Source organism: Streptomyces sp. NPDC004327, assembly GCF_042873935.1.
In the GTDB taxonomy this organism is placed as follows: Bacteria; Actinomycetota; Actinomycetes; order Streptomycetales; family Streptomycetaceae; genus Streptomyces.
In genome coordinates, this window is record NZ_JBIAME010000001.1 from 860,725 (window position 1) to 886,486 (window position 25,762).

Genomic DNA, 25,762 nt, shown 5'->3' on the forward strand with positions numbered 1-25,762 from the left:
CCGGTGGGCCCGGGCACGATGGGCGCATGCTCCTTGCCAGGGTCGCGGAGGTGTCGGGGCAGGTCGCCGCCACGTCGGCGCGGTCGCGCAAGACCGCCCTGCTCGCCGGACTGTTCACGGAGGCCGAGCCCGAGGAAAGCCCGCTCGTCATCGCCTATCTCTCCGGGCGGCTCCCGCAGGGGCGCATCGGGGTCGGCTGGAGCGTGCTCAAGAACGTCCTGCCGCCGGCCGTGCCGCCCGCCGCTGAGCCGCGGCTCACCCTGACGGACACCGACACGGCGATGAGCGAACTGGCCGGCGTGTCCGGCGCCGGGGCGCAGGCGCGGCGGCTCGGGCTCGTGCGCGAGCTGCTCGCCGCGGCGACGCCGCCGGAACAGGAGTTCCTGATCCGGCTGCTCTCCGGCGACGTCCGCCAGGGCGCGCTCGACGCCGTCGCCCTCGAAGGCGTCGCCCGGGCCGCTTCGGTCGCCCCCGCGGAGCTGCGGCGAGCCGTGATGCTGGAGGGCTCGCTGCCGCGGGTCGCCAGGGCCGTCCTCGCCGAAGGGGCGGGTGCGCTCGACCGGTTCACCCTGCGGGTCGGCAGCCCCGTGCAGCCGATGCTCGCCCACACGGCGGGCAGCGTCACCGAGGCCGTCGCGGCCCTCGGGCCCTGCGTGGTGGAGGAGAAGCTCGACGGGATCCGCATCCAGGTGCACCGGTACGGCGACGAGGTCCGCGTCTACACCCGCTCACTCGACGACATCACCGACCGGCTCCCGGAGGTCGTCGGCGTCGCGCGGGACACCGAGGGCGCTCCGTTCGTCCTGGACGGGGAGGTCATCGCCCTCGACCCGGCGACGGGCCGCCCGATGCCCTTCCAGGACATCGCCTCCCGGGTCGGCTCACGCGTCGACGTGGAAACGGCGCGGGCCGCCCTGCCCCTGTCGCCGGTCTTCTTCGACGTGCTCGCGGCGGACGGCGAGCCCCTGGTGGACCGGGCGGGCGGCGAACGGCACGCCGTGCTCGTGCGGCTGCTGTCCGAGCCGCTGCGGGTGCGCCGCACCGTCGTCGCCGACCCGGCGGACCCGGGGGCGGTCGACGGGGCCGAGGCATTCTTCCGGGACACCCTGGCGCGCGGCCACGAGGGCGTCCTGGTCAAGGCCCTCGACGCGCCCTACGTCGCCGGACGGCGCGGCCGCACCTGGCTGAAGGTGAAGCCCGTGCACACCCTCGACCTGGTGATCCTGGCCGCGGAATGGGGCCACGGCCGCCGCACCGGACTGCTCTCCAACCTGCACCTGGGTGCCCTCGCCGCCGACGGCACGTTCGTGATGCTCGGCAAGACCTTCAAGGGCCTCACCGACGAGATGCTCCGCTGGCAGACCGAGCACCTGCGCGAACTCGCCGTCTCCGACGACGGTTTCACCGTCCACGTCCGCCCCGAAGTCGTCGTCGAAATCGCCTACGACGGCCTCCAGCGCTCGCCCCGCTATCCGGCCGGCGTCACCCTCCGCTTCGCCCGGGTCCTCCGCCACCGCCCGGACAAGCGGGCGGCCGAGGCGGACACGATCGAGCGGGTCCTGGCGATCGGCTGAAACGGGGGGCGCCGGCAGGAGCGTCCGGGCTGCGCAGGCCGGTCATGCGGTGTGAGCCGTTCAGTCGGGGGGCCTGTTTGTACGGCCGGCCCGGCGCCAGAGGGCGCGGAGGCCGAGCGCCAGCACCGTCAGGGCCGCCACCACGATGACGACCTTGAGCGCCCGGTCGAGCAGCAGGTGGTGCAGGAGCTCCGACGACTCCAGGGCGAGGGCGGTCATCGGTGGCCACCCGGTCGGCGCGGCCCGGAGGTCTCGCCGCGGGTGCCGTCGAGGCGGCGGGCCGCGGCGCGCAGGGCGGTCTTCAGGGCGGGGTCCGCGTAGCGGCGGAAGTCGTCGAGACGGCCCCGGCGCTTGAGGCGCAGGGCGATGGCGAAGGCGAGCAGCGCGAGGACGACGAGGCCGGCCGCTATCAGGCCGAAGCGGATGAGCATGAGGTTCAGGACCGTCTCCATGAGAACCCTCCAGAGATTTATCACGCCTGTGATAAATCCAGTTGTATCACAGTCGTGATAAAAAGGCTCCATGCCCAAGCAGGTGGATCCGGACGCCCGTCGCCGCCACGTCGTCGACGCCCTGTTCCGTGTCGTCGTCCGCGACGGCCTCCAGCGCACCTCGCTGCGCGCCGTCGCCGACGAGGCGCAGCTCAACATCGGTTCGCTGCGGCACTACTTCGCGAGCCAGCAGGACCTGATGCGCTTCGCCATGGAGTCGATGCTCGACCGGGTCGGCGCCCGGCTGCTGGCGCACGTCGAGCGGATCGGCGACCTCGGGCAGCGCCCGCGCGCCGAGCGGATCCCGCTCGCGGCCGGCCTGCTCGCCGAGCTGCTCCCCCTCGACGAACGCCGCCGCGCCGAGGTCACCGTCTTCCTCGACTTCAACACCGCGGCCCGTACCGACCCGGCCTTCGGCGACCTGTCCCGCCGGACCGCGGAGGGCGCGCGGGATCTCGTACGCAGGGTGCTCGCCCGGCTGGACGCCTCGGGCACCCTCCGGGCCGGACTCGACCTGGACCTGGAGACCGAGCGGCTGACGGCCCTGATCGACGGCCTCGGCCTCAGTGGCGTCCTGCACCCCCGGCTCCTCGGTCCGGAGGCGTGCCTCGACGTCCTGCGCGCGCACCTGGCCGAGCTGGCCGCGGCGGACTGAATCCGGCGCAGCCCGGTCCGCCCCGTTTCTTTCCGGCGGCTCTCAGTCCTGCGGCTCGGCCGTGTGGCGGCGCCGGACCCACAGCGGCAGGGCGAACCAGCACAGCAGGTACCAGACGAGCAGACCGCCCACCAGCCACGGCACGTAGGCGGCGCGCGTCGCGACGCGCAGGACCAGGAGCAGCGCGGAGCCGAGCGTGGCGAGCAGCAGCAGGAGTCCGAGGAAGGTCATCCGGGAGGCCCAGGTCACGGCCCTGGGCTTGATCCGGCGGCCCGCGACGATCCGGTGGAAGGAGACGGGGCCGATGAGTGTCCCCGTCGCGGCGGCGGCCAGTGTGATCGTGGCGATGTAGATGGTCCGGTCACTGTGCGACAGCTCCGGGAAGCGCGGTGTGAAGACGACGGTCAGCAGGAAACCGAAGAGGATCTGTACGCCCGTCTGGGCGACCCTGATCTCCTGCATCAGCTCGGTCCAGCGCCGGTCCGCGCGTTCGTTCGGCGTCTCGTGGCGACCCAGGAACAGCCCGTCGGTGTCGGGTTCCGCGGGCCGGTCGGGCCCGTCGGCCCCCTGCGCCTCACCGTCCACGCCGGCCTCCCGTCCGCCGCCCGTATCGCGCTCGTGTCGCGCTCGTACGGATCTCCCTCCACCGTGGCACGAACCTCGCGGGACGCCCCGTCGAGAGGGATGCTGGAAGCGGCACCCGAGGAGATGAGCGACGTGTACGACTTGCATATCGACACCGACGTCACCGTGCAGCTGAGCGAATGCGGCCGGGAGGACGCCCAGGCCGTCTTCGAGGTCCTGGACCACACCTACCAGCTCGAGGACATGACCGAGCCGGGCCCGCACGCGGCCACCGCCCCCGCCGCCACCGTCTGGATGGCCACCTTCGACACGGCCGGCGGCCGGCACGAGGAGACCTCGCCCCCGCGGCTGACGGGGAAGGTCGGCGCCGTGCTCACCGGCGGCTACCACGCCGTCGACGAGGTCGAGAAGGTGCTGTCCCGCAGCTTCGACATCGAGTCGCTCCAGTCCGTCTCTGGCGACCAGGAGACCGAGGCCCGCCTCCTCCTCGCGTCGCGCTGACGGGCGCCCGGTTCTCCCCGGGCGGAGCGGACGGGAGTCGCCGCCCGGAGGCGGCATGCCCCGGTGACGTCCCTCGCCGTGCCCGCCCGCCCCCGGCCTCGCCCGCTCGTCACGCCCGCCTTCCTGTGCTCCCGCCTTCCGGACTCCTGCCTTCCGACCCGCGCCGACCCCCTGCCGTCCCCGGCTATACACCGTGTGTAGAGTTCTCGAACGAGCCGCAGGGCCCCGCCATGACCAGGCGTGGGCCCCGGCAGTCGAACCATCGTCGGGGAAAGCGGGTTGCACATGTTCCGAACCGAGCCGGGCCGTCGCCGGGGGCCGGTGCTCGCCCTCCTCGCCGCCGCGTCGCTGGTCCTCACCCTCGGCGGCTGCGCCGCCGACACGGTCACGCCCGCCGACGCGCGCGGCGAGGCCAAGGCGGCCGACGCCGCCCGCGGCTCCGTCGACTGCGCCAAGGTGAAGTGCATCGCCCTCACCTTCGACGCGGGGCCCGGCAAGGACACCCCGCGCCTGCTCGACATACTGAAGGAGAAGAACGTCAAGGCGACCTTCTTCCTCCTCGGCGAGAAGCACGTCAAGCGCTATCCCGAGGTCGTGAAGCGGATCGCCGGCGAGGGTCACGAGGTCGCCAACCACACCTGGAGCCACCGCATCCTCACCGACCTCGACGCCTCCGAGGTCCGCGACGAGCTCTCCCGCACCCAGGACGCCATCGCGAAGATCACCGGCCGCAAACCCACCCTGATGCGCCCGCCGCAGGGCCGCACCGACGGCACCGTCTCCGACGTGGCGCGCGAACTCGGCCTCGCGCAGGTGCTGTGGAGCATCACGGCCAAGGACTACTCCACCGAGGACTCCGCGCTGATCCGGCAGCGGGTGCTCGACCAGGCCCACGGCGACGGCATCATCCTGCTCCACGACATCTACGGCGGGACGGTCCCGGCCGTGCCCGGCATCATCGACGAGCTCAAGCGGCGGGGCTACACCTTCGTCACCGTCCCGCAGCTGCTCGCCCCCGGGAAGGTCGAGCCCGGCACCGTCTACCGCCCGGAGAAGCCGGAGCAGGACGACTAGGACCGCGCCGCCCGAAGGCGTCAAACGGGGTGAGGTGACTCACATTGGACACAGGGGACACACCGGAACAAGCGGTGAAGGTTTATCGTTCATCTGTATGTGACGCCGAAGGGGCCCGGTCCCCAGGTTCCCCCCCGTGAGGTGACCGCTCTTCGCCGCGTCACGGCAAACGGCCCCGGTTGGAATCCCCCGTCCAACCGGGGCTGTGTCGTTCCCGCGGCAGGGGCGCCCGTACGCCCATGAGCGGCGCGTGCTCCGGCGCGTTCGCCCCCTTCGAGTGAGTCGCCCGCACCCACCGCATGGCCCGACCGGCACCGGGCATTGATCGCCACGAAACCGGTGGCACTCCGCCCGCCGGTCACCGCCGCCCGGGCCCGCCACCAGGGGGAACCATGCGACACACGACCCACCGCGCCCTCGTCACCGCTGCCGCCGCCCTCGTCCTCGCCGGCTGCGCCACCGTACGCCCCGGCCGCGTCGACCCCTCCGGCACGGCCGGAACCACCGCGCCCGCCACCCGGCAGGAACAGGACCGGCTCCTCGCGGCCACCGAGCAACGGCTCGTCGCCACCTGCCTCGACGGCCAGGGCCTCTCCCTGCCCCCGGTCACCCAGGCGCGCGCCCCCGCCGCCCAGGACGCCCGCCTCCAGGCCGCCCTCTTCGGCAAGGACCCCAGGGAACTCTCCCTCACCCTCGCCACCGGCCTCACCGTCACCGCCAACAGCGACGGCTGCGTCGCCACCGCCCGCGCCACGCTCTACGGCGACCAGGACCGCTGGTTCCGCGCCCAGGTCACCGTCGACAACCTGCGCGCCGAGGCCCAGGCCCGGATGAAGGACGACCCCGCGCACCGGGCCGCCCTGGACCGCTGGTCCCGCTGCGCCGCGCCCGCCGGCGGGCCGCGCACCGGCCGCCCCGACCCGGCCGTCGCCGCGCGCTGCACCCGCGAGAGCGGACTCGCCGACGTCCGCGCCCGGCTCGAACCCGCCGAGCTGGCCACCGTGCGCACCCTCCACCGCGACCAGGTCGCCGCCTACGAGCAGCTGCGCACCCGCGCGCTGCGGCGGGCAGCCGAACTGTCCGCCACCTCCACCGGGAAGAAAGGCAACGACGCTTCATGAAGCGACTCCTCGGCTTCGCCGCCGCCCTGCTCGCCCTCGCCGGCGGGCCGGCCCTGACCACGTCCGCCACCGCCTTTGCCGCCGACTGCCCCTCCGGAGAGTTCTGCGTGTGGCAGGAGGCCAACTTCGGCGGCCAGCGCGCCAACTGGAGCGGCGACGACGGCTGGTGGGAGAGCTGGATCGCCGACACCGACTCCTCCTGGGCCAACCACGGCATCTCCGGCCCGGGCATCAAGGACTACGTTCAGGTCTACGAGTCCGCCTGGCAGGGCGGCTCCATGACGATCTGTCTCGCGCCCGGCCAGGAGGTCGGCTACGACGGCGCGGCCAACGACCGCGGCGACTCCCACATCTGGGCCACCGGCTGCTGACCCACGGCCCGCGCCGGACGCACGACCGCCCGCCCGCCGCCCCTCACCGGGGGCGACGGGCGGGCGGTCCGTACGGGATCCGGGAGTCGGTCCGCGCCCGTTCCCGCTCCGTCAGGCCGCCGTGCCCAGCCACAGGTCGGGGCCGAACACCTCGTAGTGCACGTCCGCCGGGGCGACCCCGGCGGCCAGCAGATCGCCGCGGACGGCGCGCATGAAGGGCAGCGGGCCGCAGAGGTACGCGGTCAGGCCCGCCGGCAGCTCCAGTGCCGTCACGTCCGCGCGGCCCGAGTGCGCGTCGGCCGTGCCCGGCTCCTCGTACCAGAGGTGCAGCGTGCCCTGCGGCAGCGCGTCGACGAGCCGGCGCAGCTCCTCGCGGTGGGCGTGGGCGGCGGGGGAGCGGTCGGCGTGGACGACGGTCACCGGGCGGGTGGAGCCGGTCCGGCCGAGGTGGTCGAGCATCGCGAGCATGGGCGTGGCGCCGATGCCCGCGGAGGCGAGCAGCAGTGGCCCGTCGCCCTCGGGCAGGACGAGGTCGCCGAACGGCACCGACACGCCGACCCGGTCGCCGACGCGGCCGTGCGCGTGCAGCCAGGACGACACCTCGCCGGCCGGGTCGCCGTCGGCGCGCTTGACGGTGATCCGCCACTCGGGACGGCCGGGCGCGGCGGAGAGGCTGTACTGGCGGATCTGCCGGGCCCCGTCGGGCAGTTCGACCTGGACGCTGACGTACTGCCCGGGCCGGAACGCGGTCAGCGGCAGCCCGTCCGGGTGCCGCAGCGAGAAGGAGACCGTGTCGGGCGTCTCCTCGTGCCGGCCGGCGATCTCCAGCTCCTGCCACACCTGCCCCTCGGCGACGCCCCGCTCCTCGTAGAGCCGCGCCTCCAGGGCGATCAGCGCGTTCGCCATCAGCCAGTAGACCTCGTCCCACGCCTGCGCGACCTCCGGCGTGACGGCCTCGCCGAGCACGGAGACGATCGCGGCGAAGAGGTGCTCGTGGACCACCTTGTACTGCTCGGAGGTGACGCCGAGGGAGGCGTGCTTGTGGGCGATCCGCGACAGCATCACGTCGGGCCGGGTGCAGGGGTTCTCCAGGAGCGCGCCGGCGAAGGCGGCTATGGAGCCGGCCAGGGCCTTGCGCTGCTCGCCGGTGGCCTGGTTCCCGCGGTTGAACAGGTCCCGCAGCAGCTCGGGGTGGGCGGCGAACATGCCCGCGTAGAACCGCTCGGTGATCTCGTCGAGCGCCCCGCCGACGGCGGGAAGAGTGGCACGGACGACGGGGGTGGCCTGCTCGGAGAGCATGACGCCTCCAAATCTGGTAGATGATCTACGTATTTAAAGTCGCGGGAAGCCCGCGCCGGGGCGCGGGGATGGAGCGAAGGTGGGGACGGGGTGGTCAGCCGTCGTGAGGGCCGGCGGACAGCGCGACGAGCACCGGTCCGGTGGGCGGTCCGACCAGATCCGCGACGGTCAGCGGATCGAGCGTGCGGTAGAACGCGTCCTGCGCCTCGCGCAGCGCGCCGCGCAGCCGGCAGGCCGTCCGCAGCGGGCACGGCGGATCACCCTCGCAGGCGACGACCTCCTCCTCGCCCTCCAGCGTCCGGGCCAGCCAGCCCACCGAGGAGCGCCGGCCGAGCTCGGTGAGCGTGAGCCCGCCGCCCCGGCCGCGCCGCGCCTCCACCACTCCGAGGTGCTGGAGCCGGGTGACGACCTTCGCCATGTGGGCGTAGGGCACCGCCATGGACTCCGCCACCTCGCGTGTGGTGGGGGAGCTGTCCTGCTCGGAGACCGCCAGGCGCATCACGGCACGCAGCGCCAGGTCGGTGAACTTCGTCAGCCGCACGGCTCGACGCTATCAAACTCGTATCTCGGAGTCGTATTAAGGGGCTGCCTGATCGCTCCCGGCAGCCCCTCGTCCTCGGTGCCGCGGCCCTCAGGCCAGGACCTTGGCCTTCGCCTTCTCGAACTCCTCGGGCGTGATGGCGCCGCGGTCCCTCAGCTCGGCGAGCCGTGCCAGCTCGGCCGCGCTGCCGCCCTCGCCGCCGCCCGTCGTGCCGGCGGTCTTGCGGATGTAGTCCTGGAACGCGGCCTCGGTCTCCTTCGCCTGCTTCACGTCGCGCTGGGTCATGCTCTTGCCGCGGGCGATGAGGTACACGAGCACGCCGAGGAAGGGGAGCACGATGCAGAAGATCACCCAGCCCGCCTTCCCCCAGCCGCTCATCTCGTCGTCGCGGAAGATGTCCGCGAAGACCTTGAAGAGCAGGAACAGCCACATGATCCAGAGGAAGAACCAGAGCATGGTCAGGAAGAGGTCGAGGAGGGGGTAGTCGTTCATGGGCCTGCACTCCGTTCCCGCGGAGGGCCGGTACGGCCCCGCGTACCAAGGAGTGTTGTCGAACCGGAGCGCCCCCGCATGTCGTGGCGGGCTCCGGCGCCCCCGTCAGCCCTCGCGGCCCCGCAGCGCCGCCAGCGCCCGGTCCGCGTGCGCGCTCATCCGCAGCTCGCTGCGGACCACTTCGAGCACCCGCCGCTCCTCGTCGATGACGAAGGTGACCCGCTTGGTCGGGGCGAGCGAGAAGCCCCGCGTCACCCCGAACCGGTCGCGGATCTCGCCCGACGGGTCGGAGAGCAGCGGATAGCCGAGCGAGTGCCGCTCGGCGAACTCCTGCTGCCGGGCGACCTCGTCGCTGCTGATGCCGACGGGCCGGGCGCCGGCGGCGCGGAACTCGCCCGCGAGGTCACGGAAGTGGCACGCCTCGGCGGTGCAGCCGGGAGTGAGTGCCGCGGGGTAGAAAAAGAGGACGACCGGGCCTTCGGCCAGGAGCCCGGACAGCGAACGGGGCTGCCCGGTCTCGTCCGGAAGGGTGAAGTCCTCGACGATGTCACCGACCTTCATGCGTCCGGACGTTACCTCACGGTAGCCCCGTGCGTCACCCGTCCGGCGGATGAACCGGAGGAGCGGGTTCAGCCCTGTGTCACCTGATGCCGCTCCGGCCGCCGCTGCCGTTCCTGTCGCTCCGCGAGCACGGCGAGGACCCGCTCGCCCCAGCGCACGTTCTCCTCCTCGAAGGCCATGCCGCGCAGCAGCGTCAGATACGGCCCGACCCGCTCCGTGCGTGCCAGATAGGTGACCTCGTCGAGGCCGTCGAGCAGCCGCTCCCGCAGCCGCTCGTAGCGCGCGAGTTTCGCGCGGGCCGTCTCCATGCGCTCCCGTACGTGCTCGCGGACCTCCGCCGTGTCGCCCTCGTCGCACGCCTGGACCTGCACCATGAGTTCGTCGCGGACCGCCGTCGGCTTCGGCGGGTGCGCGGTGTACGCGATCAGGTCCCGGCGGCCGGCGTCGGTGAGGGTGAACATGCGCTTGTTGGGGCGGCGTTCCTGCTGGACCACCCGGGCTGTGATGAGTCCGGCCTCGGAGAGCCGGTCCAGCTCCCGGTAGAGCTGCTGCGGCGTGGCCGCCCAGAAGTTGGCCACGGCCACGTCGAAGAGCTTGGCCAGGTCGTACCCCGACGCCTCTCCTTCCAGGAGAGCCGCCAGGACCGCGTGCTTGAGAGACATCCGGACAAACTAGCAGCCTGTTGAATACTTCGGTCCACACCTATTCACCGGCGAAAGACCTGGTGAGGGGCGGGGTCCAGGACGCGTGACGAAGGATCATCCGTACGGCCGTGCCCGACGGGGCGAGCCGCATCAGCGTGTTCCGCAGCGGTACGGCGAGCGGATGGGCGAGCTGCTGCCCCATCCGGCCGGCCTGCCGGGCCGCCGCCGCGACGGCCGTGGCACGCGGGCGCCGCACCGCGTCGTAGCGGACGAGGGCGGCGTCCACGTCACCCGTCCGGTCGAGTTCGGCGGCGAGGACCACGGCGTCCTCCAGGGCCTGGCAGGCGCCCTGGCCGAGGTTGGGCGTCATGGCGTGGGCGGCGTCGCCGAGCAGGACCGTGCGGCCGGAGACGTACGACGGCAGGGGCGTGGCCAGTTCGCCGATGTCGTGGTGGAGGACGTCCTCGGGGCGGGTGGCCGCGAGCAGCTCGGGAATGGGCTCGTGCCAGTCCGCGAAGCGCCGGCGCAGAAGGGCGAGCGGGTCGGGATGGCGCACGCCGGCGGGCGCGTTGAGGACCGCGTGCCACTCCGCGTGCCCGTCGGCGAAGGCGATGTGGCCGAACTCGGCCCCGCGCCCCCAGGTGATCTCGAAGTCGGTGCGGAGGTCCAGCGGGCGGTCCGTGACGGCGCGCAGCACGGTCGAGCCGCTGTGCACCGGTCCCGGATGGCCGGGGAACAGGGCGGTACGCGTCCGGCTGCCGATCCCGTCGGCGGCGACGACCAGATCCGCCTCCACCAGGTGCGTCCCCGTCGCATCCGCCTGGACCGACGCCGCCGCCCTCGCATCCGCCGCCCTCGCGTCTGCTGCCCTCGCGTCGGCCTGGACCGACTCCGCCGCCCTCGCATCCGCCGCCCTCGCGTCCGCTGATATCACGTCCGCCTCCGCCGGCTCGCTCGCACCGCCGCCCGCCGGTGCGAGCGCCACCCGCGCCCTCTGCCCCTCCTGCCGCGGTACGGCGACCGTGGCCGTGATTCCCGTGCGCAGCGTGCCGGGCGGCAGCGCCTCGCGCAGCAGCCGGTGCAGCTCGGCGCGCGGGATGCCGACGATGGGGGAGCCGAGGGCGCGTTCGAGGGCGGCGCCGTCCATCCTCGCCAGCCAGGAGCCGCGGGGGGTGCGGGTGCCACCGGTGTACTGGCCGCGCCCGGCGGCCCGCACGGCCGCGCCGACGCCCAGCGCGTCCAGGGCGCGGATGCCGTTGGCGGCGAGCGAGATGCCGGCCCCGGCGTCCGCGAGGACCGGCGCGCGGTCGACGACGGTCACCTCCCAGCCGATCTTCCGGAGTCCGACGGCGGCGGCGAGCCCGCCGATCCCGGCGCCGACGACGACGGCGGTCTGTCCCATGTCCGTGCCCCTCATCCATCCGCTCCATGATTTCTACATCTGTAGAAGAGTAGACCCTCGCGCTCCCCCGCCCTCTACAGGTGTAGAAAGGGAGGGTGACTCCGTCCTCCCCGACCACGCCCGCGCCCGGATCCCGCCGCACCCTGCTGGCCGACGCCGCGCTCGCGGTCCTCGCCGACGCCGGCATGCGCGGCCTCACCCACCGGGCCGTCGACGCCGCCGCGGGACTGCCCACGGGGACGACGTCCGCGTACTTCCGCACCCGTTCGGCCCTGCTCACCGCGCTCGTCCGCCGGCTCGTCGAACTCGACCAGACCGAGCTGCGCACCGCCGCCGAGCACACCCCCGTACCCCTGACGGAGGCCGATCTGGTGCGGGGCCTGGTCGCGCTGGTCGCCGCCCGGACCGGCGGCGAGGGGCGCCGCCGCTCACTCGCCCGCTACGCCTGCGTCCTGGAGAGCGTGCGAGACCCCGAACTGCGCGACATCCTGGTGCCGAGGGAGAACCCGGGCCGCCGGGCCGTGCGCGACTTCCTGGCCGGCCGGGGCGTCACGGACCCCGAGGCCCGCACCCTGACCCTGCTCGCGTGCGTGGACGGCCTGGTCCTGGACCGGGTGGTCGCCGGCGAGGACGCCACGGGCGACCGGGCCGGCACCGGGGACAGCACGGGGGCGAGGGACACGAGAGAGGAGATCGAAGGGCTCGTGGCCGCGGCCCTGCGACCGTGAGCGGGTGCGCCCGACGGGACGCCCGCGCCGACCGACGTCAGCGATGGAGCGGGCTCCGACGGGCACCGACACCAGCGAAACCACCGAGACCGAGACAGACACCATGGACAACAGCGCCTTCGTCTACACGTCGTACATCCGCACCACGCCCGACGAGCTCTGGAAGGCCCTCACCGAACCGGCCCTCACCCGGCGCTACTGGGGCGTGGCCTTCGAGACGGACTGGATCCCCGGTTCGCCCATGGTCTGGGAGGAGGGCGGGCGGACGACCGCCGACCCGCTGCAGGTCGTCCTCGTCGCCGAGCCCGGCCGGCGCCTGTCGTACGCCTGGCACACCTTCACCCCCGAGTGGGCCCAGGCGGTCCGCATCGGCGAGGACATCTACGCGCGCCTCGTCGAGGAGGGCCGCTCCAAGGTCACCTACGACATCGAGCCGGCCGGCGACATGGTCAAGCTCACCGTCGTCCACGGCGACCTGAAACCCGACGGCACCATCCGCGCGCTCGTCAGCGAGGGCTGGCCGGCGATCGTCTCCAGCCTCAAGAGCCTCCTGGAGACCGGCGAGGAACTGCCCGACGTCCCGCGCTGACCGCGCCTGCCGAAACACGTGCGCGACGCGGCCCGCGTTGGTGCTTTCGAGTCGTCTCGCGGGGCTCTCACGCGCCACGCCCGGTCGGCTGATCATCTTTTCCGTCCCGGATCCGCTTTGATGCACCGGTCAGACCAGGTCCGGCCGGCGAGAAGAGGCGGTGTCCGACATGGCGTCACGCACGCGCGCCAGGAACCTCACGGGCTGGGGCGCGCTGTCCCTCGCCGCGGGAACCGTCCTCACCCTCGGCGCCGCCGGGCCCCCGCCCGCCGGCACGCACTCCGCGCCCGCCGGCACCGTGGTCGTCTCCCTCGGCAGCTGCCCGCCCGACGGCCGGATGTGCGCCACACCCCGCCGCCTCGCCGTCCTCGACGGCCGGACGCTCACCCTGGACGGCCCCGGCACCCGCACCGGTGGCGGCCCCCTCGACCTAGCCCTGCGCACCACCGGCCGGCTCACCGACGTCACCGTCAGCGACCGGCAGGGACACCGGATCGCCGGCACGGTCAGTGCCGACGGCAGCCACTGGACCAGCACCGCCCCGCTCGCCGCCGACGCCCGCTACGCCCTGCGCCTCACCGTGGAGGGCGAGGGCGGGCGCTCGCCGCGCCACCGCGCGCGGCTCGACCTGCGCGTCCCGGCCGCGCCGCGCGGCGAGCGGCTGACCGCCGAACTCGGCCCGGGCGACGGCACGTACGGCGTCGGCCAGCCGCTCACCGCCGAGCTGAGCCACCCGGTCGCCGCCACCGACCCCACGGCCCGCCGCACCGTCGAGCGCGCGCTGCACGTCAGCTCCGAGCCGTACGTCGAGGGCTCCTGGTACTGGGTCTCGCCCACCACCCTCCACTACCGTCCGCGCGCCTACTGGCCCGCCCACGCCACCGTCCGCGTCACCAGCGCCCTCGACGGCGTCCCCGTCATCGGCCGGCTCTACGGCGGCCCCTCGGAGCCGCTCACCCTCACCATCGGCGACCGGATCGAGGCCGTCACCGACGTCGCCGCGCACACCCTCACGGTGCTGCGCGACGGTCAGGAGATCCGCAGCATCCCGGTCACCACCGGCAAGGAGGGCTACCGCACCCGAGGCGGCGTCAAGGTCGTCCTCGGCAAGGAGGCCACCGTCCGGATGCGCGGCGACACCATCGGCATCGAGCGCGGCAGCGGCGACTTCTACGACCTCAAGGTCCGCTGGGCCACCCGGGTGACCTGGAGCGGCGAGTACCTGCACGCCGCACCCTGGTCGCTCGACGCGCAGGGCAACGACGACGTCAGCCACGGCTGCACCGGCATGAGCACCGAGGACGCGGCCTGGCTCTTCGACACGCTCCGCGAGGGCGACCTCGTCCGGGTGGTCAACGGCTACGGCGAGGAGATGACGCCGTTCGACAACGGCTTCGGCGACTGGAACATGAGCTGGCCCGCCTGGCGCCGGGGCAGCGCCTTCGGCCCCGCCGCCGACGGCACGGGCGGACCCGACGGCGGCCTGCGCCCCGCCCTCTGACAGCACGGACGAACGGGTACGGGTGAACGGGTGCGGCCGGACGACCACCAGCCGGACGACCACCAGCCGGACGACCGCCCGACGGACGGTCACCGAGCCGACGGTCACCCGGCGGACGGTCACCGGGCCGACGTTCACGGACGAAGGGAGCGACGATGACGGAGATCACCAGGGTCGAACTCGCCGGCGGCGGCGTGCTCCACGTGGAGGCCGTGCCGCTCGGACCCCCGGACGAGGAGGAACAACTGGAGGGGTTCACGGACCGCCTCCCGGACCTCCCCGACCTCTCCGGCGTCACCGCCGCGCTCTCCTCCTTCGCCCAGCAGCTCGGCGACTCGGTGCACCGGGCCGCGCCCGACCGGGCCGTCGTCGAGTTCGGCTGCCAACTCGGCCTGCAGAGCGGCAAGCTCACCGCCCTCGTCGTCCAGGGCAGCGCCAACGCGACCCTCCGCGTCACCCTGGAATGGGACAAGCACACCCCGTGAGCAGGCCGGGGATCCGCGCTCACTTGCGCGTCACGGTCACCTGCACGGTGTCCTGCCCCGGACTGGTGGTGAGCCGGAGGATCCGGGCATCGGGTGACGACACGACCTCGGCGCCCTGGCTCTCGACCTGGTAACCGTCGGGGTAGCCGCTCAGCGGCAGATACACCTCGGTGGGGACTCCGGGGGCGAACGGTTGCCCGGAATCGGCGCGGTGGGCGCTGTACCGCAGGGTGAACGTCCCGGTCGTGGTGTCGTAGCCCCACTGCTGAGGGGTACCCGCGACCGCACGCGGATACGGCCGGACGACCGTCGGGTCCATCAGGTTGGGGCCGGTCGGCGGCTCCTGGTGATGACCGGGTGTCTGATTCTGCGGCTGGGACCAGAACATCCAGGAGGCCATGTTGTCGTCGAACCGATCGGTGAGGTTCGTCAGCCTCGTCGCGTCCTTGGTGGCGCCGAACTCGGTCACCACCCCGGCGACGCCGTCGGCGGCGGCGCGGGCCAGCCCGTTGGTCACACAGGTGTCGGTCTGGCCGACGCAGTAGTCGTGGAAGCTCAGCGCCGCCTTCGGGTCACCGGTCGGGTTCGGCATCCAGTCCGGCGTGCCGAAGTCGTTGGTCAGGGACGGCTCGTAGAACAGCAGGTGATCCGCGTCGACGTGGCGGATGGCCTTCATGACCTTCGCCTCGAACGGAGCGAGCACCTCGCCCTCGAACCGGGGGCAGCCGTTCGGGAAGCAGGTCGGGTATTCCCAGCCGGGCCACGGCTCGTTGATCAGGTCGTAGCCCAGCACGTACGGCTGGTCCGCGAAGCGCTGCGCGACGTGCGCCCACATGGCCGCGTAGTGCTCCTGGAGCCCGACGCCGTCGGAAGCGGTCCGGTCGTGCCAGAAGTTCGCCCACGTCTGGTTCTGCGCGGGGCTCGTGAAGTACACCTCCGGAAAGCCCGGATTCGGCTTCACCGGGAACCCGTCGGCGAACACCGCCCAGGCTGGGAAGCCGCTCCAGCTCGCGCCCACGGACTCGTTGAACGCGTCCTGGTGGGAGTCGACGAGGCTGTAGATCTTGTACCGGGCCAGCAGCCGCTGGGTCTGCCTGATCTGCTCGATGTAGGCGTCGTCGTAGACTCCGGGCTTCGGCTCGACCGCGTTCCACGCGAAGCCCAGCCGCACCGCGTTGAACCCGTTCTCCGCCAGGAACCGGGCGTCCTTCTCACCGAAACCTCCCGCCGCGGGGAAGTACGGCGGGTACTTGTAGACCATGTTCACGCCGTGCACGGTGACCACGCGGCCCTGGCCGTCCGTGAGCCAGCGGCCCGCGTGTCCCAGCGGGGGATCCGTCGGTGCCGCGGCCGCCGGTGTCGTCAGTCCCAGCATCAGCATGACCAGGCCGAGGCACCGGAGGAAGCGCGCCGAACGGATGGCCGGCAGGCGGTAGGCCCGCGGTGTCGACTGCTGCGGCTGCCGGTCCATGCGGCTCCTCTTCGTTACGACGGCAGGGAGGCGTTACGACGGTAGGGAGGCGGTGATCGTCTCTGTCGATCCTCGCCCCGCACCGCCCCGTCGCAAGCCGGGCGCGTCTGTGCGAGCGGTCAGCCCCCACCGCCCGGCGGGTGAGGCCGCGCACGTCGAACGAGGGCATTCGCCGCTTTGGCCGCATCGCGGCAACGCGACAGCGAGGCCCGGCCGGCGGCGTCAGACCCGCCCGCCGCCCGCCGTGTCCGAGGAGAGCCGCTGCGCCGCGTAGATCGGGAGCACGGACAGCAGCACGAGCAGCGCGGCCACCACGTTCACCACGGGCGCCTGCTGAGGCCGGGTCATGTTGTCGAAGATCCACAGCGGCAGGGTCTGCACCCCGGGACCGGCGGTGAACGTGGTCACCACGACCTCGTCGAAGGAGAGCGCGAAGGCGAGCAGCCCGCCCGCGAGCAGCGCCGAGCGCAGCAGCGGGAAGGTGACGTCCCAGAAGGTACGGAAGGTGTGCGCGCCGAGGTCCATGGCCGCCTCCTCGTACGAACCGGGCAGCCGGCGCAGCCGCGCGACCACGTTGTTGAAGACCACCACGATGCAGAAGGTGGCATGCCCGATGATCACCGTGAAGAGCCCGAGGCCCACACCCAGTGGCTTCAGGACGGTGCCGAAGGCCGAGTTGAGCGCGATGCCGGTGACGATGCCGGGCAGCGCGATCGGCAGCACCACGGCGAACGACACGGCCTCGCGTCCGAAGAAGCGGTGCCGCTGCACGGCGAAGGCGATCAGCGTGCCGAGCACCAGCGCCACTGCCGTCGCCGCGAGACCCGTCCGCACCGAGGTCCACAGCGCCTCGCGCGCGCCCTCGTTGGCCCAGGCGGCCGACCACCACTTCAGCGTGAGCCCGGGCGGCGGCCAGCTCGCGGAGCGGTCCGGGTTGAGCGAGCCGAGGAGCACGAGCAGCAGCGGCAGGTAGATGACGGCGAAGCCGAACGCGGCCGCGGTGCGCAGCGCGATCCGCGCGGGACGGGAGAGGTTCATCGGGGGAGGTCCTTCCGGCCCGGGGAGTGGCCCCCGGTCACAGGCTGCGCAGCGCGCCGGTGCGCCGCACCGCGAGCAGGTAGAGGACGATGACGGCCACCGGCACGGTGCCGAGCGCGGCGGCCAGCGGCAGGTTGAGGGTGACGTTGGAGTAGACGAGGTTGCCGATCAGCTGGGTCTTGCCGCCGACGATCTGCACGGTGATGTAGTCGCCGAGGCTGAGCGAGAACGTGAAGACGGAACCGGCCGCGATCGCCGGCCACACCAGGGGCAGCACCACCGACACGAAGGTCCGCCCGGCGCGCGCGCCGAGGTCGGCGGAGGCGTGCAGCAGGCTGTCCGGGAGCTGTTCGAGCGCCGTGTGCAGCGGCAGGATCATGTACGGCAGCCAGAGGTAGGTGAGCACGAGGACGGTGGCGGTCAGCCCGTATCCCGGGCCGGTCAGGCCCAGCGGCTTCAGCACCCAGTCCAGCGGCCCGCCCTCGGACAGGATCAGCCGCCACGCGTACACCTTGACGAGATAGCTCGCCCACAGCGGGGTGAGGATCGCGACCACGAGCAGCGGCCGGCGGCGCGGGCTCGCCACCCGGGCGGTGTAGAAGGCCAGCGGGAAGGCGATCAGCGCGCACAGCACGGTCACGGTCAGGGCCACGCCCACCGTGCGCAGGGCGACCGTGCGGTAGACGGGCGAGGTCACGAGCTCCTGGAAGTTCTGCGCCGACCAGACCCGGACCACCTCGGAGGTGAAGGAGTCGGTGGTCCAGAACGCGGACAGGAACAGCGCGGCGAGCGAGCCCAGATAGGCGAGCACCAGCCAGAGGAGCGGCGCGGTGAGCAGGGCCGCCAGCCGGACCCGGGGCCTTCGGTGCAGGGCCGCGGCGAGCCGCCGGACGGGGCCGGCGGCTCGGTCGGCCTCGCCGGCGCGGGGGGCCGGCGGTGCGGGAGTGAGGGTGGTCATGCGCCGTCGTCAGCCCTTGATCTCGTTCCAGGCCTGCACCCACTTGGCGTACGGCACGCAGTGGACGTCGGTGCGGCCGTCGAGGCACTGCTCGATGGGCGTGGTCCAGAAGTGGACGTTCTTCCAGTACGCCTCGTCGCTCGCGTGGAACACCGCGCAGTGGTTCTTGTCGGCCGTCTCGGCGCAGGACCTGGAGTTGGCCGGGGCCTCGCCGAAGTACTCGGCGACCTGGGCGTTGGCCTTGGGCGAGACGATCCAGTCGAGCCACTTGTAGGCGCAGGTGGGGTGCTTGGCCTTGGCGGACACCATCCAGGTGTCGGACCAGCCGGTGGCGCCCTCCTTCGGCAGCACCGCCTCGACCTTGGCGCCCTCTGCCTTGGTGAGGTTGGCGATGACCTGCCAGCTGGTGCCGACGACGGAGTCACCGCTCTTGAAGGCGGAGACCTCCTTCAGATAGTCGCTCCAGTACTCGCCGACGTGCTTGTTCTGCTGCTTGAGCAGATCGACGGACGCCTCGAACTGCTTCTGGTCGAGGGCGTAGGGGTCCTTGATGCCGAGCTCCGGCTTGGTGGCCATGAGGTAGAGGGCCGCGTCGGCGATGTAGATCGGGGAGTCGTACGCGGTGACCTTGCCGCTGTGCGCGGACGCCTGGTCGAAGACGGCGGACCACGACGTCGGGGCGGGCTTCACCTTGGTGGTGTCGTACATGAGGAGGTTGGCGCCCCGGCCGTGCGGGATGCCGTAGGCGACGCCCTTGACCGAGTTCCAGCCCTGGTTCTTCAGACCGGCGAAGACGTCCTTGTAGTTCGGGACGAGCGCGGTGTTCACGGGCGCGGCGTCGCCGGACGCGATCAGCCGCAGCGAGGCGTCGCCGGAGGCTGACACGGCGTCGTACTCGCCGGTCTTCATCAGCGCGACCATCTCGTCGGAGGTGGCGGCGGTCTTGGCGTTGACCTGGCAGCCGGTCTGCTTCTCGAAGGGCGTCACCCAGTCGACCTTGGGGTCGTTGGAGCCGTCCTCGGCATACCCGGCCCAGGCGATCAGGTTGACCTGGCCCTCGGGCTTGCCGAGGGAGGTGGGCGCCTTGAGGTCGGGCGGGTTGAGGCCGCCGGACTTCCCGGCACCGGCCTGGTCGGCGGAGCCGCAGGCGGTGACGAGCAGCAGTCCGGAGACGGCGGCGGCCGTCAGGAGCGAGCGGTGCAGGCGCACGTGTTTCTCCGTTGCGTGAGGGACGTGAGGGACGTGAGGGTGCGGTGCGAGGGGTGGTGCCGTGAAGTGTTCGGGCGTGACGGGGCGTACGGGCGTGACGGGGCCCGGGGGCGCGGTACGGGTCGGCGGCGCGTGACGGGTTCGGCGCCGGCCGTTCGGCCCGGCGTGGTGTCCTACGGCGCCTCGGGGGCCGGGGCCGGGACAGGGACCGGGACGGGAACCGCGTGGCGCGGGTGCCACTGCAGGGCGACGCGGGCGCCGCGGAAGGCGGCGAGGTCGGCGGAGGAGGTCTCCAGGTTCTGCTGGACGGCGGTGAGCCGCCCGCCCGCGTCCAGGTCGACGAGGAAGCGGGTGGCGTCGCCCAGGTACACCACCTCGGCGACGGTGCCGGTGGCCCGGGCGTGACCGTCCTCGGCGGGCGCGGCTGGGTCCGTGACGACCCGGATCTTCTCCGGCCGGATGCTGTACGTGCCGGAGGCGCCGACCACGCTCCGCGCGGCCTCCCCGCTGACCAGGTTGGACGTGCCGACGAAGCCGGCGACGAACGGGGTGGCGGGGCGCTCGTAGATCTCGGCGGGGGTGCCGACCTGCTCGATCCGGCCCTGGTGGAAGACGGCGATCCGGTCGCTCATCGTCAGGGCCTCCTCCTGGTCGTGGGTGACGAACACGAAGGTGATCCCGACCTGCCGCTGGATGGCCTTCAGCTCGACCTGCATCTGCTCGCGCAGCTTGAGGTCCAGCGCGCTGAGCGGTTCGTCGAGCAGCAGCACGCGGGGGCGGCCGACCAGGGCGCGGGCGAGCGCCACGCGCTGGCGCTGACCGCCGGACAGCTCGCCGGGGCGGCGCCCGCCGAGTCCTTCGAGCCGCACCTGGGTGAGCGCGGCGCGGGCCCGGACCAGCCGCTCGGCCTTGGGGACACCGCGCACCTTCAGGCCGTACGCGACGTTCTGTTCGACCGTCATGTGCGGGAAGAGGGCGTAGTCCTGGAAGACGGTGTGGACGTCCCGCTCGAAGGGGGCGCGCCGGGTGACGTCCTCGCCGGCCAGCTCGACGCTGCCGGCGCTCGGCGTCTCGAAGCCGGCGATCATCCGCAGCACGGTCGTCTTGCCGGAGCCGGAGGGGCCGAGCATCGAGAAGAACTCGCCGTCGGCGATCTCCAGGTCCACCCCGGCCACCGCCTCGGTCCGGCCGTAGCTCTTGCGGAGACCCGAGAGCCGGATCGCCATTCCCTCCATGGGCGGGAACCTTTCTGATGCGGGGGCGCGTTCTGACGAGTGGGCGTAAACATATGAAGTCATAGTTCAAATCTCAAGACCCCTTTAAGGTAAAGCCTGAGTCAGCACGCGAGGTGGTAAACGTGGAACCAGGCGGCAGACAGGGCGAGGGCGCGCACGGGAGCGCGCGCCGAGCCGTGTTCACCCCCGTCGACACCCGGGCCCGGGTCGACACCGTGGTCCGCCGGATCGGCGACGCCATCGAGCTCGGACTCCTCGCCGACGGCGAGCAACTGCCCGGCGAGGCCGAGCTCGCAGGCCAGCTCGGCGTCTCCACCGTGACCCTGCGCGAGGCCCTCATGGCCCTGCGCCAGCAGGGCCTCGTCACCACCCGCCGCGGCCGCGGCGGCGGCAGCTTCGTCACCCTCCCCGAGGGCCCGACCGGGGACCGGCTGCGCGACCGCCTCGCCGACTGGTCCACCGAGGAGCTGCGCGACCTCGGCGACCACTGGGCCGCCGTCTCCGGCGCCGCCGCGCTGCTCGCCGCGCGGCGCACCCAGCCCGGCGACCTGCGCCCGCTCACCCGCACCGTCGACGAACTCGCCCGCGCCGAGGGCCCCGCCGCCCGCAGCCGGCTCTACGGCCGATTCCACGTCGAACTCGCCGCCGCCGCCCAGTCCGCGCGCCTCACCCGCGAGGAGATCGCCCTCCAGACCGAACTGGGCGCCCTGCTCGTCCTCGTCCTCGACGACACCGCGTATCTCGAATGCGTGGCGGATCGTCACCGCTCCGTGATCTCCGCCGTGCAGGATGAGGCCGACGAGCGGGCCAGAATGCTGGCCGAACAGTGCGTGCGCGACTCCGTCGGCCGCCTGATCGCCCTGCGCCTCGCACCCCCCACCCGCGCCCCCGGGCCGCGTCCGTAGGAGGACCCCGATGTCCACACCCCCCGCGCTCGCCCACGGCACGGCAGCCGCGACCGAGGCGGCGGGGGTGGGGGACACGGGGGCGATGCGTGCGGCGGCCCCGGCGAGCGCGGCCGCGGGCCCGCCCGGCGGCCCGCGCGGCGCCTCCGGTCCGGCCGGCGCCCTGCCGGAGTCCACCGCGCCCGCCGCCGCTTCCGACTCCCGCCGCGCCCGAGCCGACGCCGTGTCGGTCCGGGTGCGCGAGACGCTCGACGGGGTGTTCGCCGCCGTCGCCGCCACCCGCGAGGACACGGCCGCGCTGCTCGCAGGCCCGGCCGGCGGCGGGGCGCCGGCGCCGGTGGTGGCCGCACTCGCCGCCCTCCGGCCGGGGCTGCACGAGCGGCTCGGCCGTCACGCGCTCGTCTCCGGCATCGGTTTCGTCGCCGCGCCCGGACTCCTCGCCGACGTGCCGGCCTGGCTGGAGTGGTGGCAGCGCGGCCCGGACGGCGCGGTGCGGCCGCTGCTGCTCGACCTGGACCCCGAGCACTCGGCGTACTCCGACTACACGCACTGGGACTGGTACGCCCTGCCCCGTGAGACCGGCCGCCGGGCCGTCGCCGGGCCGTACGTCGACTACCTCTGCTCCGACGAGTACGGGCTGACGCTGTCCGAGCCGGTCCATGTCGCGGGACGGTTCGTGGGCGTCGCCGCCGCCGACGTCTATCTGCGGCATTTCGAGGCGGCCGTGCTGCCCGTGCTCCAGGAACTCCCCGTCCCGGCACGCCTGGTCAACGCCCGGGGCCGGGTCGCCGCCTCCACGGACCCGGCGCATCTCGCCGGCTCCCTCACCAAGGGGCCCGACTTCGCCGCCGTGCTCGCCGCCGCCGCGGACGCCGGGCCGGCGGCCGTCCACCGCCACGGCGACCTGCGGCTGACGCCCTGTGCGGGCACGCCGCTGGTGCTGGTGACGCCGGAGCGGTGAACGGCCCGCCGGGGCGCCTCAGCGGTACTCGACGGTCAGCGTCACCGGCGCCGCCTGGTTGACGAAGAGGTACCCGGTCGAGGCCGGCGCGCTCGCGAAGCCCAGCCGGAACTGGGTCGTCCCGGACCGGTCCAGGGCCGCGAGCGCCGCCGCGGACAGGTCCGTGGACACCGCGCCGCCCGAGGAGAACGCGCCGATCTCCGCCGCGCCCGGCACCGTCGCCGGCGCCGCCCAGTCCGACGGCTCGACCGCGCAGCCGCCGAAGCAGCCCGTGCGCACGTCCACGAGCAGCCGGTTGCCGGCGGGCGAGGACCACGGGTCGCCCGCACCGCTCGACCTGGTCACCGACAGATAGGCGCGGGTGATCTGCTTGCCCGCCGGGATCCGCGAGGTGTCGAAGGACAGCAGCGTCCGGTTGACCCTGCCGTCCGTGCCCCGGCCGAGCGCGAAGCCGTAGAGGTCCTCCAGCGTGCCGACCGCCGCGCCCGAACCGTCCGCCGCCGCCTTCACGTAGCCGTCCTGCGCGTCCACGCTCGGCAGCGTCACCGAACCGCCGCCCGTGGGCGGGGGAGTGGTGCCGCGCAGCGCCCGGACCATGCCCATCACGGCCTCGATCTGCTTCCCGCCGTGCCGGGCGTAGGCGCTGTCGCCGAGATAACCCCACCAGTTCCAGCAGCCGTTCGGATTGTCCAGGGTCGCGGTCGGCGCCGCCTGCGGATAGAGCACGATCATGTCGTTGGTGTCCGCGTACTCGTTCAGATACGCGCCCTCGACGAACCGGGTCCCGAAGCCCTGGTACGCGTACCCCTGCTTGCAGCCGTGCAGCGCCACGAGCAACGTGCAGCTGGCCCCGCCCGCACACGACTTCGGCACGTACGCGAAGCCGTCGTCGCCCATCGACAGGGCCGCCGCCGAACCGCCCGGCGCGTACGCGTTCTGGTCGAAGCGGATCAGCGACCCCGAGGGCGCGGCGGCGGGCGCCGCCACGGAGCCGAGCAGCTGGCCGAGCATCTCGCGCTCGGCGTCGAACCCGCAGTCGTTGAGCCAGGGACTCTGCGTCACCGCGCAGGAGTTGGGGCCCAGCGGGCTGATCCAGGCGTGCCCGGCGGCCGTGGTGCGGTTGTAGCGGACCCGGGCCCCGAAGTCGGCGGCGAAGCCGGCGAGCGCGGTGGCGACGGGCTGCTTCACGGTGGAGTCCTGGGTCCCGCTGAAAACGTAGACCGGATCCCCCGCGAGATTGGATATCGGATCCACGAGCCCTTGCGCCGACCAGTCCCGGGTCGTCTGCTCCAGCTGCGCGAGCTGGAGGTCCTGGGTGGTGTCCATGCAGGCGTTGAGCGCCGTGGGCAGGCTGCCCCGCGCGCAGTCGTACGGCCCGGAGGCGAACGCCGCCGAGCCGGAGACCGTCCCGGAATAGGCCACGTGCAGCTGGGTCGCCATGTAGCCGCCCGACGAGACGCCGGCGGTGTACACCGCGCCGATGGCGTACGGCGTGAGGCTCCCCGGCACCGGCGCGGGCGCGGCGGCCTCGGCGGGGGCGGCCGCGGGCGCCGAGAGGAGCAGGGCGGTGGCGGCTGCGACGGCGGACAGCAGCCGTGGTGCGCGTACGCGTGTTCGTTTCGGTCGCATGCGGACTCCCGTGCGGCTCGGACGGTGGGGATTCCGCCGGAGCGTAGGGGCGGTGCGCACCCGGCCCTATGGGCCCGGCAGCCATAAACGAGGGGCCCGGGTATGGCGCCGGGCGACGTGACGGCGCGCGTCAGTCGTTGACGGCCGTGAGCAGCACCACCGCGTCGTCGAGCGCGGCGAGCCCGTGCCGTTCCTTCGGGATCATCTGGAGCTGACCGGCCGCGAGGTCCTCGGACCGGCCCGCCGCCGTCAGCCGCACCCGGCCGCGCAGGACCTGGATGCTGGCGGCGGGCGGCGCGTTGTGCTCGTCCAGGGCCGTGCCCGAGGTCATCGCGATCACGCTCTGCCGCAGCACCCCGTCGTGCACCACCAGATGGGCGCTGCGGCCGTGCGCCGCGGCCCGCGCCTTCGTCAGGTGCTCGTCGGCGAGGGCGGTGAGGTCGAAGGGTGCGGGCTCCTGCATCGTGTCTCCCTGCGGGGTGCGCGGACCGGTACCCCCAGCCTTGCGCCTGCCGCGCGTCCCGCAAGTCGGGGCCGCCGCTCCCGTCCGGTCGGCGCGACCGCGACCACGAGGAACCCCGCCGCCGCGAGGAGCGCCGCCCTCCAGCCGTACGCCCCGTACAACCAGGCCGCCGTCAGCGAGCCGAGCGCGCCCCCGGCGAAGGTGGCCAGCATGAAGACCGTGTTCACCCGGGCCGCCACCGCCCGGCCGAGGCCCAGGACCCGCGCCTGGTTCGCGACCTGACAGGCGCTCGTGCCGAGCACCACGAGACCGGCGGCCGCCACCAGCGCCACCGGTGAGACCGGCGCCAGGCCCGCCACCGCCAGGGCGAGCCCCACGCAGGCCAGGGCCACCGGTTGGACCCGGTCCGCCCCGTACCGGTCGGTGAGCGGCCCCGCGTACGCCGACGCCAGCGCCGCCGGCACGGTGAGCAGCCCGAACAGGCCCGCCGCCCCCGGCCCGTACCCCAGCGGAGGGGCGGCCAGATGGAAGACGAGCGCCGCCCAGAAGACGCTGTACGCGGCGAACACCCCCGCCCCGCGCAGCGCCGAGACCCGCAGCGCGCGATGCGCGACGAGCAGCCCGGGCAGTCCCGCGAGCATCCGGCCGTACGGGACCGGGCGCGTATCCGGGCCGCCGAGCCGCTCGGGCAGGGCGCGCGGCAGCACCCACAGCAGACCCGCCGTCGCGACCGCGGCCACGGCGTAGGCGGTCCGCCAGCTGCCGGTCGCGTCGGAGACCGCGCCCGAGACCGTACGGGACAGCGTGGAGCCGAGGGTGAGGCCCAGGCCGATGACGCCGACGACCCGGCCGCGCCGCTCCGGGCCCGCGAGGGCCGCGGCGACCGGGGTCAGGATCTGCGGGAGCACCGTGGTCGTGGACAGGGCGAGGGTCGCGACGGCGAGGACGAGGACGTTCGGGGCCGTGGCCGCGACCAGCAGGGCCGCGCTGGTCACGGCCAGCAGGACCCGGGTGAGCCGGCGCAGCCGGGCGGTGTCGGCGAGCGGCACCAGGAGCAGGATGCCCAGCGCGTAGCCGAGCTGGGCGGCCGTCGCCACCAGGCCGGCGGTCCGGTCGGAGACGGCGAGGCCACGGGCGATCGCCGCGAGCAGCGGCTGCGGGAAGTAGATGTTCGCCACCGTCACGGCGCCGGCGACGGCAAGGACCAGGACGGAGGAGGGGCGGGAACGGGAGGGGAGGTCGGGCATGGGCATCAGCCTCCCGCCGGCCGGACACGCCC

General features: G+C 73.5%; 29 protein-coding genes. 12 read left to right on the forward strand and 17 right to left on the reverse strand.

The genetic code is table 11. From position 1 onward, the window contains the following. Positions 1-26 precede the first annotated feature (26 nt). Entirely contained in the window at positions 27-1,574 is a 1,548-nt protein-coding gene (locus ACFYU9_RS03650; RefSeq protein ID WP_389342004.1) for an ATP-dependent DNA ligase, read from the forward strand. 60 nt (positions 1,575-1,634) lie between these two features. Here ACFYU9_RS03650 and ACFYU9_RS03655 read toward each other — a convergent pair whose 3' ends face one another. Both ACFYU9_RS03655 and ACFYU9_RS03660 read right to left on the reverse strand, forming a co-directional pair. Further along, positions 1,635-1,793, reverse strand: a complete 159-nt coding sequence (locus ACFYU9_RS03655; protein WP_389218136.1) for a hypothetical protein — start codon at positions 1,791-1,793, stop codon at positions 1,635-1,637. After that, positions 1,790-2,026 carry a hypothetical protein gene (locus tag ACFYU9_RS03660; RefSeq protein WP_389218139.1) on the reverse strand — a complete coding sequence of 79 codons (237 nt, stop codon included), beginning with the start codon at positions 2,024-2,026 and terminating at the stop codon, positions 1,790-1,792. The genes ACFYU9_RS03655 and ACFYU9_RS03660 overlap by 4 nt, the downstream gene beginning before the upstream one ends. A gap of 70 nt (positions 2,027-2,096) precedes the next feature. On the opposite strand from ACFYU9_RS03660, the gene ACFYU9_RS03665 reads away from it, so the two are divergent. Next, positions 2,097-2,720, forward strand: coding sequence for a TetR/AcrR family transcriptional regulator (locus ACFYU9_RS03665; RefSeq protein ID WP_389342007.1), 624 nt, complete (start codon positions 2,097-2,099; stop codon positions 2,718-2,720). 42 nt (positions 2,721-2,762) lie between these two features. Here ACFYU9_RS03665 and ACFYU9_RS03670 read toward each other — a convergent pair whose 3' ends face one another. Then, on the reverse strand, positions 2,763-3,242 hold the full coding sequence (locus tag ACFYU9_RS03670) for a DUF6328 family protein (protein ID WP_389218263.1): 480 nt from the start codon (positions 3,240-3,242) through the stop codon (positions 2,763-2,765). A 186-nt stretch (positions 3,243-3,428) separates the two neighbouring features. Between ACFYU9_RS03670 and ACFYU9_RS03675 the strand changes: the two genes are divergently transcribed. The 4 genes from ACFYU9_RS03675 to ACFYU9_RS03690 all read left to right on the forward strand — a co-directional run bounded on the left by ACFYU9_RS03675 (position 3,429) and on the right by ACFYU9_RS03690 (position 6,372). After that, a complete protein-coding gene (locus tag ACFYU9_RS03675) occupies positions 3,429-3,806 on the forward strand; it encodes a hypothetical protein (protein ID WP_389218145.1) in 378 nt (125 codons plus the stop codon). 285 nt (positions 3,807-4,091) lie between these two features. Beyond that, the gene (locus tag ACFYU9_RS03680) at positions 4,092-4,880 is read left to right on the forward strand and encodes a polysaccharide deacetylase family protein (RefSeq protein ID WP_389342010.1); all 789 of its coding nucleotides are present in this window, start codon (positions 4,092-4,094) and stop codon (positions 4,878-4,880) included. A 392-nt stretch (positions 4,881-5,272) separates the two neighbouring features. After that, positions 5,273-6,001, forward strand: a complete 729-nt coding sequence (locus ACFYU9_RS03685; protein WP_389342013.1) for a hypothetical protein — start codon at positions 5,273-5,275, stop codon at positions 5,999-6,001. Beyond that, positions 5,998-6,372, forward strand: a complete 375-nt coding sequence (locus ACFYU9_RS03690; protein ID WP_389218155.1) for a peptidase inhibitor family I36 protein — start codon at positions 5,998-6,000, stop codon at positions 6,370-6,372. The genes ACFYU9_RS03685 and ACFYU9_RS03690 overlap by 4 nt, the downstream gene beginning before the upstream one ends. A gap of 111 nt (positions 6,373-6,483) precedes the next feature. On the opposite strand, the gene ACFYU9_RS03695 is transcribed toward ACFYU9_RS03690, so the two are convergent. From ACFYU9_RS03695 to ACFYU9_RS03720, 6 genes are all read right to left on the reverse strand, one after another. Continuing rightward, positions 6,484-7,671, reverse strand: a complete 1,188-nt coding sequence (locus tag ACFYU9_RS03695; protein ID WP_389342016.1) for a globin domain-containing protein — start codon at positions 7,669-7,671, stop codon at positions 6,484-6,486. 94 nt (positions 7,672-7,765) lie between these two features. Next, positions 7,766-8,212 (reverse strand): RrF2 family transcriptional regulator, encoded by a 447-nt coding sequence (locus ACFYU9_RS03700; protein WP_389342019.1) that lies wholly within the window; start codon positions 8,210-8,212, stop codon positions 7,766-7,768. Between the two features lie 90 nt (positions 8,213-8,302). Further along, positions 8,303-8,704, reverse strand: a complete 402-nt coding sequence (locus ACFYU9_RS03705) for an SHOCT domain-containing protein (protein WP_389218164.1) — start codon at positions 8,702-8,704, stop codon at positions 8,303-8,305. Between the two features lie 105 nt (positions 8,705-8,809). After that, positions 8,810-9,265, reverse strand: coding sequence for a peroxiredoxin (locus ACFYU9_RS03710; protein ID WP_389218167.1), 456 nt, complete (start codon positions 9,263-9,265; stop codon positions 8,810-8,812). Between the two features lie 68 nt (positions 9,266-9,333). Beyond that, positions 9,334-9,927 (reverse strand): PadR family transcriptional regulator, encoded by a 594-nt coding sequence (locus ACFYU9_RS03715; RefSeq protein ID WP_389218169.1) that lies wholly within the window; start codon positions 9,925-9,927, stop codon positions 9,334-9,336. Positions 9,928-9,967: 40 nt separating this feature from the next. Further along, positions 9,968-11,311 carry an FAD-dependent monooxygenase gene (locus ACFYU9_RS03720; RefSeq protein WP_389342022.1) on the reverse strand — a complete coding sequence of 448 codons (1,344 nt, stop codon included), beginning with the start codon at positions 11,309-11,311 and terminating at the stop codon, positions 9,968-9,970. Between the two features lie 185 nt (positions 11,312-11,496). On the opposite strand from ACFYU9_RS03720, the gene ACFYU9_RS03725 reads away from it, so the two are divergent. The 4 genes from ACFYU9_RS03725 to ACFYU9_RS03740 all read left to right on the forward strand — a co-directional run bounded on the left by ACFYU9_RS03725 (position 11,497) and on the right by ACFYU9_RS03740 (position 14,614). Next, a complete protein-coding gene (locus tag ACFYU9_RS03725; protein WP_389218266.1) occupies positions 11,497-12,039 on the forward strand; it encodes a TetR/AcrR family transcriptional regulator in 543 nt (180 codons plus the stop codon). A 103-nt stretch (positions 12,040-12,142) separates the two neighbouring features. Further along, positions 12,143-12,628, forward strand: a complete 486-nt coding sequence (locus ACFYU9_RS03730) for an SRPBCC family protein (protein ID WP_389342024.1) — start codon at positions 12,143-12,145, stop codon at positions 12,626-12,628. 169 nt (positions 12,629-12,797) lie between these two features. After that, positions 12,798-14,129, forward strand: coding sequence for an Ig-like domain-containing protein (locus ACFYU9_RS03735; protein WP_389342027.1), 1,332 nt, complete (start codon positions 12,798-12,800; stop codon positions 14,127-14,129). A gap of 155 nt (positions 14,130-14,284) precedes the next feature. Then, entirely contained in the window at positions 14,285-14,614 is a 330-nt protein-coding gene (locus ACFYU9_RS03740; protein WP_389218180.1) for a CU044_2847 family protein, read from the forward strand. A 19-nt stretch (positions 14,615-14,633) separates the two neighbouring features. On the opposite strand, the gene ACFYU9_RS03745 is transcribed toward ACFYU9_RS03740, so the two are convergent. From ACFYU9_RS03745 to ACFYU9_RS03765, 5 genes are all read right to left on the reverse strand, one after another. Beyond that, entirely contained in the window at positions 14,634-16,085 is a 1,452-nt protein-coding gene (locus ACFYU9_RS03745) for a cellulase family glycosylhydrolase (RefSeq protein WP_389218183.1), read from the reverse strand. A 222-nt stretch (positions 16,086-16,307) separates the two neighbouring features. Continuing rightward, complete coding sequence (locus ACFYU9_RS03750) at positions 16,308-17,123, reverse strand: ABC transporter permease (RefSeq protein WP_389218185.1); 816 nt, start codon at positions 17,121-17,123, stop codon at positions 16,308-16,310. Positions 17,124-17,160: 37 nt separating this feature from the next. After that, the gene (locus tag ACFYU9_RS03755) at positions 17,161-18,081 is read right to left on the reverse strand and encodes an ABC transporter permease (protein ID WP_389342030.1); all 921 of its coding nucleotides are present in this window, start codon (positions 18,079-18,081) and stop codon (positions 17,161-17,163) included. 9 nt (positions 18,082-18,090) lie between these two features. Next, positions 18,091-19,290: an ABC transporter substrate-binding protein gene (locus ACFYU9_RS03760; protein ID WP_389342033.1), complete on the reverse strand. Its 1,200-nt coding sequence runs from the start codon at positions 19,288-19,290 to the stop codon at positions 18,091-18,093. Between the two features lie 173 nt (positions 19,291-19,463). Next, entirely contained in the window at positions 19,464-20,525 is a 1,062-nt protein-coding gene (locus ACFYU9_RS03765; RefSeq protein WP_389342036.1) for an ABC transporter ATP-binding protein, read from the reverse strand. A 176-nt stretch (positions 20,526-20,701) separates the two neighbouring features. Between ACFYU9_RS03765 and ACFYU9_RS03770 the strand changes: the two genes are divergently transcribed. Continuing rightward, positions 20,702-21,430, forward strand: a complete 729-nt coding sequence (locus tag ACFYU9_RS03770; protein ID WP_389218195.1) for a FadR/GntR family transcriptional regulator — start codon at positions 20,702-20,704, stop codon at positions 21,428-21,430. 10 nt (positions 21,431-21,440) lie between these two features. Next, complete coding sequence (locus ACFYU9_RS03775) at positions 21,441-22,391, forward strand: cache domain-containing protein (protein ID WP_389342039.1); 951 nt, start codon at positions 21,441-21,443, stop codon at positions 22,389-22,391. Positions 22,392-22,409: 18 nt separating this feature from the next. Here the strand turns inward: ACFYU9_RS03775 and ACFYU9_RS03780 are convergent, their stop codons facing one another. The 3 genes from ACFYU9_RS03780 to ACFYU9_RS03790 all read right to left on the reverse strand — a co-directional run bounded on the left by ACFYU9_RS03780 (position 22,410) and on the right by ACFYU9_RS03790 (position 25,730). Further along, positions 22,410-24,020: a poly(3-hydroxybutyrate) depolymerase gene (locus tag ACFYU9_RS03780; protein WP_389342042.1), complete on the reverse strand. Its 1,611-nt coding sequence runs from the start codon at positions 24,018-24,020 to the stop codon at positions 22,410-22,412. Between the two features lie 130 nt (positions 24,021-24,150). Next, positions 24,151-24,483 carry a cupin gene (locus tag ACFYU9_RS03785; protein ID WP_389218203.1) on the reverse strand — a complete coding sequence of 111 codons (333 nt, stop codon included), beginning with the start codon at positions 24,481-24,483 and terminating at the stop codon, positions 24,151-24,153. Next, positions 24,432-25,730, reverse strand: a complete 1,299-nt coding sequence (locus tag ACFYU9_RS03790) for an MFS transporter (protein WP_389342045.1) — start codon at positions 25,728-25,730, stop codon at positions 24,432-24,434. The genes ACFYU9_RS03785 and ACFYU9_RS03790 overlap by 52 nt, the downstream gene beginning before the upstream one ends. Positions 25,731-25,762: the final 32 nt, after the last annotated feature.

What these genes read in the sequence shown, in the direction of transcription:
- ACFYU9_RS03665 (WP_389342007.1), top strand. Translation starts at nt 2,097, where the DNA reads ATGCCCAAGCAGGTGGATCCGGACGCCCGTCGCCGCCACGTCGTCGAC.
- ACFYU9_RS03685 (WP_389342013.1), top strand. Translation starts at nt 5,273, where the DNA reads ATGCGACACACGACCCACCGCGCCCTCGTCACCGCTGCCGCCGCCCTC.
- ACFYU9_RS03755 (WP_389342030.1), bottom strand. Translation starts at nt 18,081, where the DNA reads ATGACCACCCTCACTCCCGCACCGCCGGCCCCCCGCGCCGGCGAGGCC.
- ACFYU9_RS03680 (WP_389342010.1), top strand. Translation starts at nt 4,092, where the DNA reads ATGTTCCGAACCGAGCCGGGCCGTCGCCGGGGGCCGGTGCTCGCCCTC.
- ACFYU9_RS03790 (WP_389342045.1), bottom strand. Translation starts at nt 25,730, where the DNA reads ATGCCCGACCTCCCCTCCCGTTCCCGCCCCTCCTCCGTCCTGGTCCTT.
- ACFYU9_RS03650 (WP_389342004.1), top strand. Translation starts at nt 27, where the DNA reads ATGCTCCTTGCCAGGGTCGCGGAGGTGTCGGGGCAGGTCGCCGCCACG.
- ACFYU9_RS03730 (WP_389342024.1), top strand. Translation starts at nt 12,143, where the DNA reads ATGGACAACAGCGCCTTCGTCTACACGTCGTACATCCGCACCACGCCC.
- ACFYU9_RS03655 (WP_389218136.1), bottom strand. Translation starts at nt 1,793, where the DNA reads ATGACCGCCCTCGCCCTGGAGTCGTCGGAGCTCCTGCACCACCTGCTG.
- ACFYU9_RS03785 (WP_389218203.1), bottom strand. Translation starts at nt 24,483, where the DNA reads ATGCAGGAGCCCGCACCCTTCGACCTCACCGCCCTCGCCGACGAGCAC.
- ACFYU9_RS03720 (WP_389342022.1), bottom strand. Translation starts at nt 11,311, where the DNA reads ATGGGACAGACCGCCGTCGTCGTCGGCGCCGGGATCGGCGGGCTCGCC.
- ACFYU9_RS03780 (WP_389342042.1), bottom strand. Translation starts at nt 24,020, where the DNA reads ATGCGACCGAAACGAACACGCGTACGCGCACCACGGCTGCTGTCCGCC.
- ACFYU9_RS03695 (WP_389342016.1), bottom strand. Translation starts at nt 7,671, where the DNA reads ATGCTCTCCGAGCAGGCCACCCCCGTCGTCCGTGCCACTCTTCCCGCC.
- ACFYU9_RS03660 (WP_389218139.1), bottom strand. Translation starts at nt 2,026, where the DNA reads ATGGAGACGGTCCTGAACCTCATGCTCATCCGCTTCGGCCTGATAGCG.
- ACFYU9_RS03775 (WP_389342039.1), top strand. Translation starts at nt 21,441, where the DNA reads ATGTCCACACCCCCCGCGCTCGCCCACGGCACGGCAGCCGCGACCGAG.
- ACFYU9_RS03725 (WP_389218266.1), top strand. Translation starts at nt 11,497, where the DNA reads ATGCGCGGCCTCACCCACCGGGCCGTCGACGCCGCCGCGGGACTGCCC.
- ACFYU9_RS03705 (WP_389218164.1), bottom strand. Translation starts at nt 8,704, where the DNA reads ATGAACGACTACCCCCTCCTCGACCTCTTCCTGACCATGCTCTGGTTC.
- ACFYU9_RS03690 (WP_389218155.1), top strand. Translation starts at nt 5,998, where the DNA reads ATGAAGCGACTCCTCGGCTTCGCCGCCGCCCTGCTCGCCCTCGCCGGC.
- ACFYU9_RS03715 (WP_389218169.1), bottom strand. Translation starts at nt 9,927, where the DNA reads ATGTCTCTCAAGCACGCGGTCCTGGCGGCTCTCCTGGAAGGAGAGGCG.
- ACFYU9_RS03740 (WP_389218180.1), top strand. Translation starts at nt 14,285, where the DNA reads ATGACGGAGATCACCAGGGTCGAACTCGCCGGCGGCGGCGTGCTCCAC.
- ACFYU9_RS03675 (WP_389218145.1), top strand. Translation starts at nt 3,429, where the DNA reads ATGAGCGACGTGTACGACTTGCATATCGACACCGACGTCACCGTGCAG.
- ACFYU9_RS03750 (WP_389218185.1), bottom strand. Translation starts at nt 17,123, where the DNA reads ATGAACCTCTCCCGTCCCGCGCGGATCGCGCTGCGCACCGCGGCCGCG.
- ACFYU9_RS03745 (WP_389218183.1), bottom strand. Translation starts at nt 16,085, where the DNA reads ATGGACCGGCAGCCGCAGCAGTCGACACCGCGGGCCTACCGCCTGCCG.
- ACFYU9_RS03735 (WP_389342027.1), top strand. Translation starts at nt 12,798, where the DNA reads ATGGCGTCACGCACGCGCGCCAGGAACCTCACGGGCTGGGGCGCGCTG.
- ACFYU9_RS03710 (WP_389218167.1), bottom strand. Translation starts at nt 9,265, where the DNA reads ATGAAGGTCGGTGACATCGTCGAGGACTTCACCCTTCCGGACGAGACC.
- ACFYU9_RS03765 (WP_389342036.1), bottom strand. Translation starts at nt 20,525, where the DNA reads ATGGAGGGAATGGCGATCCGGCTCTCGGGTCTCCGCAAGAGCTACGGC.